General features: G+C 42.3%; 8 protein-coding genes. All 8 read left to right on the top strand.

The window, feature by feature from the left end; all coding sequences use genetic code 11:
- Nucleotides 1-202 precede the first annotated feature (202 nt).
- The 8 genes from glf to rfbA all read left to right on the top strand — a co-directional run bounded on the left by glf (nt 203) and on the right by rfbA (nt 13,687).
- Nucleotides 203-1,321 carry a UDP-galactopyranose mutase gene (gene glf, locus KZE55_RS07365; RefSeq protein ID WP_222257974.1) on the top strand — a complete coding sequence of 373 codons (1,119 nt, stop codon included), beginning with the start codon at nt 203-205 and terminating at the stop codon, nt 1,319-1,321.
- 3 nt (nt 1,322-1,324) lie between these two features.
- On the top strand, nt 1,325-2,758 hold the full coding sequence (locus KZE55_RS07360; protein ID WP_222257973.1) for a flippase: 1,434 nt from the start codon (nt 1,325-1,327) through the stop codon (nt 2,756-2,758).
- Nucleotides 2,759-3,025: 267 nt separating this feature from the next.
- On the top strand, nt 3,026-5,560 hold the full coding sequence (locus KZE55_RS07355; protein WP_222257972.1) for a M23 family metallopeptidase: 2,535 nt from the start codon (nt 3,026-3,028) through the stop codon (nt 5,558-5,560).
- A gap of 60 nt (nt 5,561-5,620) precedes the next feature.
- Nucleotides 5,621-8,176, top strand: a complete 2,556-nt coding sequence (locus KZE55_RS07350) for a C39 family peptidase (protein WP_261313224.1) — start codon at nt 5,621-5,623, stop codon at nt 8,174-8,176.
- A 25-nt stretch (nt 8,177-8,201) separates the two neighbouring features.
- The gene (locus tag KZE55_RS07345; protein WP_222257971.1) at nt 8,202-9,293 is read left to right on the top strand and encodes a glycosyltransferase; all 1,092 of its coding nucleotides are present in this window, start codon (nt 8,202-8,204) and stop codon (nt 9,291-9,293) included.
- On the top strand, nt 9,286-10,230 hold the full coding sequence (locus KZE55_RS07340; RefSeq protein ID WP_222257970.1) for a glycosyltransferase family 2 protein: 945 nt from the start codon (nt 9,286-9,288) through the stop codon (nt 10,228-10,230). Before KZE55_RS07345 ends, KZE55_RS07340 begins: the two co-directional genes overlap by 8 nt.
- Before the next feature lie 177 nt (nt 10,231-10,407).
- The gene (locus KZE55_RS07335) at nt 10,408-12,690 is read left to right on the top strand and encodes a glycoside hydrolase family 73 protein (protein WP_222257969.1); all 2,283 of its coding nucleotides are present in this window, start codon (nt 10,408-10,410) and stop codon (nt 12,688-12,690) included.
- A 127-nt stretch (nt 12,691-12,817) separates the two neighbouring features.
- A complete protein-coding gene (rfbA, locus tag KZE55_RS07330; RefSeq protein WP_222257968.1) occupies nt 12,818-13,687 on the top strand; it encodes a glucose-1-phosphate thymidylyltransferase RfbA in 870 nt (289 codons plus the stop codon).

The following is a 13,687-nucleotide window of genomic DNA, read 5'->3' as shown; positions in this document are numbered from 1 at the left end:
TGAAATGTTTAATAGTATAATTATAGCATTTGTAAGAAATATCCGTCCACAATGTTAATTGATTAAAAACACATGTGACACAAATCAATATGCATTTTAACACTAACCTCTTTGACCATCAATGAAAATAAGGGGAGTTGCTGATATTTAAAACAATAGTAAAATACTTGTATAAAACTGAAATGATTGAAGGAAATTTATCATGAAAAAATATGATTATCTAGTTGTTGGTACTGGCTTGTTCGGTGCAACCTTTGCTTACGAGGCTGCCGAACGTGGCAAGCATGTCAAGGTAATTGACAAGCGTCCCCATGTTGCGGGAAATATTTATACCAAGGAAGTGGACGGCATCCAGGTTCACCAATATGGCGCCCACATTTTTCATACTTCCAACAAGCGAGTTTGGGACTATGTTAACCAGTTTGCGAACTTTAACCGTTACACTAATAGCCCGATTGCTAATTACAAGGGCGAAATCTACAACCTTCCTTTTAATATGAACACCTTCAATAAGATGTGGGGGGTAAAGACACCTGCTGAGGCCCTGGCCAAGATTAATGAGCAACGGCAAGAGATGGCAGGTAAGGAACCGCAGAACCTTGAGGAACAAGCTATTTCTTTGATTGGTCGTGACATCTACGAAAAGCTAATCAAAGGCTATACCGAAAAGCAGTGGGGACAAAAGGCAACGGACTTGCCAGCTTTCATCATTCGACGTCTGCCAGTTCGTCTGACTTATGATAACAACTACTTCAATGATGATTACCAAGGTATTCCAATCGGTGGTTACACCCAAATTGTCGAAAAGATGTTGGATAGTGACCTGATTGACGTTGAAACCAATGCTGACTTCTTTACCAAGAAAGACGAGTACCTGAAAGACTATCCACGGATTGTCTTCACCGGGACGATTGACCAGTTCTTTGACTACCAGCTTGGTGAGTTGGAATACCGGAGCTTACGTTTTGAAACGGAAGAGAAGAACGTTGGCAACTACCAAGGAAATGCGGTTGTTAATTACACGGATGCAGAGACACCATACACCCGGGTGATTGAACATAAGCACTTTGAATTTGGCAAGGGTGATAAGAATAAGACAATTGTTACCCGGGAATACCCTGCCGATTGGCACCGGGGGGATGAACCATACTACCCAGTTAATAATCAACGGAATAACCAACTCTATACAAAGTACCAAGAACTAGCTAAGAAAGAGCCTAACGTTATCTTTGGCGGTCGGCTTGGTCAATACCGTTACTACAACATGGATCAAGTGATTGCTGCTGCTTTAAAGGCCGTGTCTAAGGAGTTTGACAATTAAACTATGAAGGTAATTAAGAATTATCTGTATAATGCGGGATATCAAATCCTGAATATGTTAATTCCATTAATTACGGTTCCTTATATTTCACGTGTCTTGGGAGCGCATGATGTTGGAATTAATGAGTATACCAACAGCTGGGTTACCTTTTTCTACCTCATGGGACAGATGGGGATTACCCTCTACGGCAATCGGGAAGTCGCTTATCACCGTGATGACTTGTATGAACGATCACGGACCTTTTGGGGGGTGGAGTCCCTCCAGGTGCTAACAATTTCTGTATCGCTGGTTGCTTATTTGGCGGCAGTTTTTCTTTTCAGTACGACTTTTAAGTACTACTTCCTCTTGCAAGGAATTTGGATTATTGCTACTGGCCTTGATGTTTCCTGGTACTTTATGGGACTTGAGAATTTTAAGGTCACAGTTCTTCGAAATACCCTAGTTCGATTGATATCCTTAGTGTTAATCTTTACGGTTGTTAAAAACGTTAATGACCTTTGGAAGTACATCGCAATCTTGGGCTTAACGCAATTAGTGGGGAACATTACTCTCTGGCCGTACCTCAAAGGTAATATCGTCTGGGTAAGCATTAGCAAGTGGCACCCATTTAAACACTTCTACCCAGCGCTTCTGTTATTTATTCCAACAATTACGACACAAGTTTACCTAGTTCTAAACCGGTTAATGCTGGGGAGAATGTCAACTCAGACTGCTTTAGGAAACTTTGGCCAGGCGGATAAGATAGTTAAATTTGTCTTAGCTGTTGTCACCGCAACAGGGACAGTAATGTTACCCCACGTTGCTAATAAGTTTGCTAAGGGAGACGTAAAGGGAGTTCGTTCTAGCCTGTATTCTTCCTTTAACTTTGTGTCCGCCATCTCCGTTCCAATGATGTTTGGCTTAATGGCAATCTCCGAACGTTTTGCACCATGGTTCCTTGGGGGTGACTTCATTCCCGCTGGTAGAATTATGTTTCTTGAAGCGCCGATTATCGTCTTGATAGCCTGGAGTAACGTTACCGGTACTCAGTATTTAATGCCAATTAACCGTGTTAAAGAATATACAACTTCCGTTACTATTGGTGCGGTCAGTAACATTATCTTCAACCTCTTCTTAATTGAAGGATGGGGAGCAAACGGGGCAGCAGTAGCTACTGTTTGCTCGGAATTCTTGGTAACGGCAAGTCAACTGGTAATGATTAGGCACACCATTAGTCGCCGCCGGCTGTTTGGCGAACAGTGGAAGTACTTCTTGTGTGGTCTTATCATGTACATTGTGGTCAACCGGATTTGCCTGACAATTAATATGACCGTTTCTAACCTTGTTCTGGAAGTTGTGGTTGGTGCAGGGCTCTACCTGTTAGGACTTATCATCACAAGAGCCTCTATCATTGATGAGGCACAAAAAATACTTAAGAAACGCACTAGCAAAAAGTAAATGTTTCTGCTGTGTTACAAGAATTTTAAAATATATTGACTCAAATTTAGCAAAGTAGCGATAAAAGCCTGGCATTTAGGCCTTTATCGCTGTTTTTAGCTTTTTTATTAAAATTTGCAATCTGGATCGCGGACGTATATCTTTATTATTAGTGTTAATAAGTCAACCTAAGTTTGACATTTGGAGGAAAACATTATTTTTAACCTTAAGAATTTCAAAAGCAAAATTTTACCAACAATCACCGTTTGCGGAAGTGCACTTTTCTTAATGCACGGTAAGGTTTCTGCTAATCAGATTGATACTACTAACCAAACTCAGACTGATGCCCAGACGACGGCAACAGTCAATAACACTAGTGCTAATGGCACCTCAAATGATAATGACAATAATACTGCTACTTTAACAAACAGTACTGCTTCAGCAACAAATTCTGCTGCAGATTCTCAAAATAGTGCTGCAACTACGGCAACTGATAACGCTGTTTCAGTAACGACAACTACGGTCACTGCTGCCGCTACTGCAACGACTAGTGATAATAGTCAGGAATCTAACTACAATCAAAATGATAAAGGCAACTACGCTTACCTGGATTCTGTTAAGCTGGGTAACGACGGACAACTACAAGTTTCTGGTTGGAACGCCACTAACTCTTCAGAAGGCAAGCCATACCACTACATCATTGCTTACGATAACACCACTAAATCTGAAATTACCCGGACTCAAGTTACTGATCCGGTTAGCCGGCCAGATGTGCAAAAGGCCCATAACGTTTACGGAGCTGCTCAGTCCGGCTTTAACGTCAATTTGAAGCTTTCCACAGATGCCTTGGCTAATGCGGATTCAATTAGCTTTATCAGCCGCTACAGTGCTTCTACTTCTGGTAATTCGAACTACACTGATTTTTGGTTTGCGCCGATTACCTTTGATAAGGAAAACCATGCTTACCTTGATAGTGTGACGGTAAACAATAACCAACTGCAGGTTACTGGTTGGAACGCTACTAATCTGGCTGCTAACAAGCCATACCACACCATTTCGGTATACGACCGGACAACCAAGCAGGTCGTTGCTAGTCAAACGGTCAAAGCAGTTAGTCGGCCGGATGTTGCTAAGGCCTACCCGGACGTTGATAATGCTGATCAATCTGGCTTTAACGTCAATTTTGACTTGAGTAAGCTCAACTTAAACCACCAGTTACAAATCATCAGTAGCTACAGCGCTGACGCTAATGCTCAACTTGCCGATGATGTTAACTATTACTTCACCCCAATCACTAACGGTAATTACACTAACCAAGGAAACCTGGATGGTGTTGATATCAGCAATGGTAAGCAGTTAATTGTTTCCGGCTGGCATGCTGATGATATTTCCAAACTGGAAAGCAACCACTACCTGATTCTGTTCGATAATACGGCAAACAAGCAGGTTACTGCGATTAAGCCCAGTACAACTAGTCGCCCTGATGTTGCAAAAGCCTATCCATCTATTATTACGGCTGCTCAATCAGGTTTTAAGGGTAGCTTCAACCTCAGCGACCTTAACTTGACATCTGGGCACTCTTATTCGTTAGTAAGTCGTTATTCAACGAGTGCTAATGGTAACGGCGGTGATGGTCAGTATACTGATAAGTGGTTTAGCTTACCATCATTTAACAAGCATGAAAATAACTTGGATAGCATTGAAATGACCAGTGAAGGTTTGCATGTTAAGGGTTGGATGGCCAGTGACTTCTCCCTTAATCGTAACAATGCCTACATCATTGTATTATCAAATGGTAAAGAAATTGGCCGTCAAAAGGTTAACCTGTATAATCGGGCTGATGTTGCCAATGCAAAGTCAAATGTTTACAACAGCCTTAAGAGCGGCTTTGATACCACCATTAAGTTTGACCCAGCGCAAGTTACTGGTAATATTCAAGTCTTGATGCGGTTCTCCGGTGCTGAAGACGGTAACAGTGATTACGATGACCAGTACAGTACTACTTATGCTACTAATGCTGGTTCTTTTGACCAAATTAACGTTAGTGATAATGGTATTTATGTCAGTGGTTGGCACGCTAGCAACCAATCTGCTAATAAGCCTTATCAATACTTAATCTTTGTCGATGCAGAAAGTGGTAAGGAGCTATACCGGCAACGAGTCTTAGATATCAACCGAAGCCGTCCTGATGTTGCTAGTGCTGAGCCAGCAATTACCAATAGCGGCAAATCTGGTTACCAACTTGGCTTCAACATTCCAACAAGTCTTGACCACCACACAGTCCGGGTTATCCACCGGATTACTAACGATGTGAATGGTAACGGAGACTACGTTGATGTTGAATCACAACCGGTTTCTATCCATGCTGATAAATGGGCTTGGCCGTTCCCAGCGGTTGGTGAAGGTTACTTCGCCGGTGCTCAGCTGTTCGGTGTTAACCCTGGTGGTGAATTCCGTCTAAACGGCTTCCACGATGGTCTTGACTTCGGTTCATATGACCACCCCGGTGCCCATGTTCAAGCAATTCACTCCGGTAAGATTGTCAGCGTTGGTTATACCGCTGGTCTGGACTGGTATGTTCTAGAAGATACCGGTGATTACCTGATCGTTTACCAAGAAGCGTTTGCTAGTCGTGGTGACATCCACGTTACCCCAGGTCAACAGATTAATGTTGGTGACGTTATTGGTACTCGGGATACTTCGCACGTTCACATTGGGATTACTAAGAACCATAACTTCAACTACGATTTAGCCAACTCCTTTAATAATAACGGGACTTGGCTGAACCCGCTTGAAATTATCCGAAACGGTTTAAATGGTTAAATAGGTCTTTGAGGTCGAGTATAAATACCCGGCCTCTTTTTCTAGGGAGAGAAAATTATCATGAAGATTATTGATTTTAGTCATGCCAAGCACGTGGCAATGACGACGTTGGCGATGACTAGTTGCGGCTTTGCGCTATGGCTATCACAGGTGAATGGTCAAGCTGACGTAACAACGACCAACCAAACGGTAACTGCTGAAAAATCCACTAACGTTGGACAACAGGCAACGCAGGCAAGTGCTACAACTACAACTGCGGTAGCAGCGAATACTGATCAAGCAACGAATAAAGTGAACTCAAACGATCAAGGAAACTACGCCAATATGGATAGTCAGGCTGTAAATGATCAGGGACAGTTAATCGCCCGTGGCTGGCACGCTACCAATGGTTCGGCTACTCGGCCTTATCACTACATTATTGCCTATGATCAAACTAACCACCGGGAAATCAGCCGACAGAATATTACGGACCAAGGGATTAATCGGCTGGATGTTCAGCGACAGCATAACGTGGCTGGGGCAGAAAAGTCCGGCTTTGCAGTTCAGTTTGATCTTTCAAAAGTCCTGCCAACCACGAATAGTGTTCAATTGATCAGCCGTTATACAGCTGATAAGCAGGGAAATGGTGATAGTGTTGACTACTGGTTTGCTCCACTGACCATTGACCATAATAACTACGGGAACTTGGATAGCGCGGTGGTTAAGAATAACCAGTTAGTACTGTCCGGCTGGCACGCTACTAATCGAGCCGCCAACAAGGATAACCACTACATTATTATTCTCGACCGGACAACCGGTAAGGAAGTGGGGCGGCAGCTAGTTAAGGCTGTTAGTCGCTCTGACGTTGCTAGGGTTTATCCTGGGGTTGACAAGGCCGGTCAATCTGGTTTCACGGCCACCTTTGCCATGGGTAACCTCAACTTTAACGACCAACTCCAGGTATTGAGCCGTTACACCGGTTCCGCCGATGGTAACAGCGACTATGTTGACTACTACTTTGCCCCAATCACAAACGGCCACTTCTCTAACCAGGGTTGTCTGGATAGCTGGGACTTAAGCAGTGGTCGGGTGAATGTCACCGGTTGGCACGCTAATGATGTCTCCCAGTTTGAAAATAACCACTTCCTAATTCTGTTTGACAACACCGCCAATAGCCAGGTGGCAGTGACAAACGCCCAACAGGTTACCCGTGAGGACGTTGCTAAGGCCTTCCCAAACGTGAAGACTGCCAAGAACTCTGGCTTTACGGGTAGCTTCAGCCTGCAGAATGCACTAGTCGGCGGGCACTCCTACTCAATCGTTAGTCGTTACTCCACCAGTAATAAGGGTAACGGCGGCGACGGAAAGTACGTTGACTTCTGGTCTGCTCCGAAGGTCTTAAACCAGCACCACTACTTCATCGATAGTCAGAAGATGACCAAGCAGGGGTTGCAGATTAGCGGCTGGATGGTCAGTGACTATTCTGGCTCGGATAGTCACCCTTACATCATCGTCTTAAATGGTAACCAGGAGATTACCCGTCAGCAGTTGACCTTGAACGACCGGCCAGACGTTGCCAAGGTGTACAGTGGAATCTATAACAGTAAGAAGAGTGGCTTTAATACTCTTGTTAAGCTTGATCCAACCACCATCACTCAAAACATGCAAATTGTTCTGCGCTTCTCAAGCGATGGTAGTAAGGGGGAAGGCAATAAGGATGACCAGTGGACACCCGCTTACGCAAGTAACCAGGGAGCCTTCGACCAGGTAACGGTTAACGGTAGTAATATCTACGTAAGTGGTTGGCACGCAAGTAACGTCTCCGCAAGCAAACCTTACCAGTGGCTGATTTTCCTGGACCAAAACGGTCATGAACTGACTCGCCACCAGGTTCAAGATATTAACCGGGCCCGACCGGACGTTGGAAATGCCGTTGGTTACATCCTGAACAGTGACCACTCCGGCTTCCAACTAACATTTGCTCTGCCGGATAGTGCCCAGCACAAGATTGTTCGGATTATTGACCGGCTAACCGATGATGTCAACGGTAATGGGAACTACATCGATTATTATTCTGGCAACGTCTCCATTAACTCCGGTGCCCAAACCAGTGGTCTCAAAACACTCTACTACGACGCAATGGGGAACATTGTGGGAGCCTTTAATAACGCTGAGGTAATTTGTCAACTTCCTGAATTGCCAACGGGATGTGAAATTACGGCAGTCACGATGATGCTTCGCTACGCGGGCTACAATGTCAACAAGATTCAACTGGCCAATGAGATGCCACGGAGCAGCAATGGTGACTTTGGCTTCGTCGGTAATCCATTCAGCCCGAGCGGCTGGTGGGTTTTCCCAACTGGGGTTGCTCCCGTGGTTAACCACTACGTTGGCCACAGTCAGGTGATGACCGGGACAAGCCTACAAGCAATTCAAGAAAAGCTGCGGGAAGGGCACCTGGTTGTCGTTTGGATGGCCAATATGAATGGTTTTGTTAACCATGCCATTGCTTTAACTGGTTACAACGCTAACGGGTTCGACTACAACAACCCGTGGACTGGTCGGAAGGAAGCAATGTCCTATGGTGAATTCTATTCCCACTGGAACGCCGACCGTCAACGGGCATTAAGTTACTAGTGTCTTAGTATGGAGGATATGAGGTATGAAAAAAGGATTACTTTTTGTTCCATTTATGACCGGAAAAGGTGGAACAGAAACCGTTATTCATAACTTATTTGAGGCATATAACAAAGTCAATGTTTCTAAAGAGTATGAGATATCTGTTTATTCAGTTGGTGGAAGCCAGGATTATAACTGGACGAGACCAATTGATAAAATAAATATTAAGTATATCAGTGATCGAAGGATAGTAAGAACGCTTTACTATTTGACATTTTTACCAGGGTACTTGTTTAGGGTATTGAAGAAAGAAAAACCTGATTTTGTTATTTCAACAAACCCAGTAATGTGGTTTTTGTCTTTTTATATTACTAAATGCTTGTCTTTAAATACAAAGATTGTATCGTGGTATCATTATTCGTTAAAGAGAAAACCAGTAAAGACACTTTTTTTAAAGGCTGCAGATTATTATTTAGCAATTAGTAATTCTATTAAAGAAGAGTTGATTCAAAATGGTGTTGACAAATCTAGAATATATACAATATATAATCCAATAATCACTAATGGGAAAGTTATTAAAAGGCCAATAAGTAAAACTAGGTTTATCTACCTTGGACGCCTTGATCTTAATGGACAAAAGAATCTTCAAGATTTAATAGATGCATGTAGTCTTCTGAAAGGCGAATGGTCATTAGAGCTTTATGGTGACGAGACTAATGCAGAAGTTATTAAGAAATATGCCCAACAGAAAAGTATTAAAGATAGTTTTACTTTCCACGGATTTGTTAATGAACCATGGGATAAAATAAATGAAGCTTCAGCATTAGTTTTGTGTTCAAAGTTTGAAGGTTATCCAATGGTAATAGCTGAGGCAATGTCTCATGGTGTCTTCTGTATTGCGTCAGATATAGATGGATCAAATGAGTTAATTAATGATCATAATGGCAAGATGTACCAACTTGGGCATACAAAGGAACTGGCAAAGTACATGCAAAGAGTTATTAACAATCCTAGTGGATTACCAGCTCAAAGGGAGATTCAACAATCTGTTAATAAGCTTTTGCCGCAAAGGTATATTGCCAGATTTAATGATTCAATTCGAGAAATATTAAAAAATAGGTGTAGCGATGAATAAAAAGGTTGCTGTCTTAATGTCGACATATAATGGTGAAAAATATTTGGAAGAGCAGATCCAGTCCATTATTAATCAATCGTACAAGAATTGGGTCCTGTACATTAGGGATGATGGCTCCAAAGATAGAACTGTCAATATTATCGAAAAGTATACTGACCATTATGATAATATTGTCTTTTTTAATAAGAATAGAGTAAAAAACGTTGGTGTTGTTAAATCTTTCATGGAACTGTTAGCAAATGTTACGGCCGATTGCTATATGTTTAGCGACCAAGATGATGTTTGGCTTGAGAATAAGATTAAGAATAGTGTTGATGAGTTAAGTAAAAATGAGCCTGGCCCGGTATGTGTATTTACAGACGTTGAGATAGTTAATCAGAATTTAGCACCGGTTAGAAAAATGAACGGTAGTAAGGTTTGTACAGACTTCATATCATTATTATTTACTAACTATGTAACGGGATGCACAATGTTATTTAATGATGAATTAAAATCATTAATTAAGTTTAACCAAATTAATTACCAAAACATCTTTATGCATGATTGGTGGATTGGGTTATTAGCGTCCGCGTTCGGTAAACTAGTTTATCTAGATGAAGCGACTATGCTATATCGACAGCATAGTGACAATGTGGTAGGAAGTAATAAAAAGAACACACTTCCTCGTATTATTTATCGTTTAACACATTTAGATCAAGAACGTGCTAATGTTAAGCGTGTTGTTAATATAGCCTATGAGTTTAGTCGAGAGTATCCTTCATCCTTAGAAGGAAAACAGCAACTCTATATTGATAAATATGCGGCACTTACAGATAAGAGTTCGATATCTAATAATTTGAAGTTAGTAATGAAGTTGGTGCCTCAACGGTTGAATCCCAAAGGAAAAGTATTTTTTAGTTATCTATTAGTGGTTTTTCATAATGACTTTCTTAAATAGAAAAAACATAAATAGGGCTGATTTTTAGTAATTCCTTTAGGAAGATTGTTTCTTTTATATTTCATTATCGGCCCTTTTTATAAACCTCTTGTAACTTAGCTGTAATTTAAGAATGTTAGTATATTCATGGTGTTTAAGTTAAATTATTAGTTAGATTTGAGGGAATATTAATACACAATGAAGAACAAGAAACAATCAAGAATTAAAATCGTTTTACCTGTTTTATTTACTTTCGGTGCATCTTTAATGTTTTTCCAAGCCGATGCGCAAGCTGATAGCACTCAAACAACTACTAGTGCTAACCAACAGGTAGCTTTAACTGCCAATGTCAACACAACTAGTCAAAATACTAATTACCAAAACTTAAATCAAAGTACGAACAACCAGCAAAATACTGCCCAAGCAAGCACACAGATGGCGGTTGCTGGTGCAAATGATGGCGTCAGTTTAAATGAACAAGCTGTTCAACAAGCAAATAGTAAACCGGTGATTGATACTAATCCTGGTTTCTCTACTAACCAGTACAATGTAACCGCAACCCCAGTTTCATCTTCAAATGGGGTTAATGGGGCAGCTTCTCTGAATACTGCCGGCCTTTCTAGCTGGAACATTAACTTTTTAAATAGTATCCATGATGGAGCCCTGAACGGTTGGCGCCAATACGGTGTTCTTCCGTCTGTTACCGCTGCTCAAGCAATTTTGGAAAGTGGCTGGGGCCAGTCTGGTCTAGCTACTCAAGGGCACAACTTGTTTGGAATTAAAGGTTCTTACAATGGGCATTCCATCACGATGCCAACCCGGGAAGTTTACGGTGGACGGAGTGTCTACATCAATGATGCCTTTCGGGCTTACGCCAACAACAATGAGTCTGTCCAAGACCATGGTCGCTTCTTAGCTGTTAACAGTCGTTACCATAACTTACTATGGCAGACTGATTACCGGACTGTTACCCGTTTGATTCAAGCCGACGGGTACGCAACTGATCCTTACTACGCTGTTAGTTTAAATGCGGTAATTGAACGCTATGGTCTAACTGCTTGGGACCGTGAAGTGGCTGAAGTTAATACTGGTCACATTGATAATCTGTCAGTGATTGGTAGCCAAATTAATATTCGGGGCTGGCATGCATCTGACTCGTATAATAATAAAATGCACCACTTTATTATTCTTCTAGATGGTAACGGTCATGAATTTTACAGGACAGAAGTAAATGGTGATTACCGTCAAGATGTGCAAAATGCATACCCAAATGCTGATATTTCCGGCTGGGGTGGCTTCAATATTAACGTTCCTTACTCTTCAAATCTTGTGGGCAAAAGTATTCAAGTAGTATCTCGTTATACCTATAACACTAATGGTGAACCAAATGGAGGCAAGGATTTATACTTTAATTCTGTATCTTTAAATGCTAATACTGGTTCTCTCGATAATATGAGTTTGGACGCTAAAACGGGAACAATTAACATTACTGGTTGGCATGCAGCTGATGCAAGCATGAACAAGAATTACCACTATATCATTATTTATGATGCTTCTAAGCATGCGGAATTAGGTCGTTACCTTGTTGAAAGCGGGTCACGTGGTGATGTTGCCAAGGTCTACAATATTTATGGTGCAAATAAGTCTGGCTTCAGCTTAAAGTTGAACTTTAACCCGGCCTTAGCGGGCGACCAGATTCAGGTAATTTCCCGTTACAGTGACTCACAAAATGGTGAAGGAAACTATGTTGACTACTGGTTTGCTCCAAAAACCTTCACTGAAAATCGTGGGAACTTGGATTCTTTCGTTGTTAAGGGAAACCAGCTCCATGTTACTGGTTGGCATGCAGCTGATGCAAGCATGAACAAGAATTACCACTATATCATTATTTATGATGCTTCTAAGCATGCGGAATTAGGTCGTTACCTTGTTGAAAGCGGGTCACGTGGTGATGTTGCCAAGGTCTACAATATTTATGGTGCAAATAAGTCTGGCTTCAGCTTAAAGTTGAACTTTAACCCGGCCTTAGCGGGCGACCAGATTCAGGTAATTTCCCGTTACAGTGACTCACAAAATGGTGAAGGAAACTATGTTGACTACTGGTTTGCTCCAAAAACCTTCACTGAAAATCGTGGGAACTTGGATTCTTTCGTTGTTAAGGGAAACCAGCTCCATGTTACTGGTTGGCATGCAGCTGACCAGAGCATTGCCAAGCCATACCACTTTATTATTATTTACGACGCAACTACTCACCGAGAAGTCAAACGTCAGATGGTAGATTCCTTGTCGCGGAACGATGTTCAAAAGGTCTACCCAAATATTTATAACGATGCTCAGTCCGGCTTTGACATGACAACCACTCTTGACCCTTCACTGAACGGTCACGAAATCCGGATTATCTCCCGGTACAGTGACGCCAAAAATGGTGAAGGCAACAAGATTGACTACTGGTTCAACCCGGTTAAAGTGACAATTCATTAATTATAACAAGTAAGGAAGAATGGCTTTTGTGCCGTCCTTCCTTTTTAATTTATCTATGAATTTAACCACGGGCCCTTGCTAAGTGTGATAAAATGTAACATGGATTTTGGCATTTAAGGAGGCCACTATGAAAGGAATTATTTTAGCTGGTGGGTCTGGCACCCGCCTGTACCCAATCACGCGGGGAATATCCAAGCAGTTGATTCCAGTATACGATAAGCCAATGGTTTATTATCCATTGTCAACCTTAATGCTGGCGGGGATTCGTGATATCTTAGTTATCTCGACTCCCGAATACACCCCTCTGTTTAAGGAGCTCTTGGGAAACGGTTCAGACCTTGGTCTGCACTTCACCTACAAGGTGCAGGAGAAACCTAACGGCCTGGCGGAGGCCTTCATCCTCGGCGCTGACTTCATTGGTGACGATTCAGTTGCTTTAATTTTAGGGGATAACATCTACTACGGTGCCGGTCTTTCCGAGCTTGTCCAGGCGGCGGCTAAGAAGACCGAAGGGGCCACCGTATTTGGTTACCACGTCAACGACCCAGAACGGTTTGGGGTGGTTGACTTTGATGACCAGATGCACGCCTTGTCAATTGAGGAAAAGCCCGCCCACCCGAAGAGTAACTATGCTGTTACGGGGCTTTACTTCTACGACAATAACGTGGTTGATATTGCTAAACATATCAAGCCGTCTGCCCGGGGTGAACTTGAGATTACTGACGTTAATAAGGAGTACCTGCGCCGGGGGAAGCTTGATGTTGAGCTGATGGGCCGGGGCTATGCTTGGCTTGATACCGGGACTCATGACTCGATGCTTGAAGCGGCGAACTTCATCGCAACGATTGAGCGGCGGCAAAACCTTAAGGTGGCCTCAATTGAGGAAATTGCCTACCGGATGGGTTACATCGATAAGGATAAGCTTGTCCAATTGGCACAACCACTGAAGAAGAATGATTATGGCCAATACCTCTTACGGCTGGCTAAGGAAAACTAA

The sequence above is a fragment of the Limosilactobacillus panis genome (genome assembly GCF_019797825.1).
Taxonomy (GTDB): domain Bacteria; phylum Bacillota; class Bacilli; order Lactobacillales; family Lactobacillaceae; genus Limosilactobacillus; species Limosilactobacillus panis_A.
This window is presented reverse-complemented; position numbering and strand designations above follow the sequence as displayed.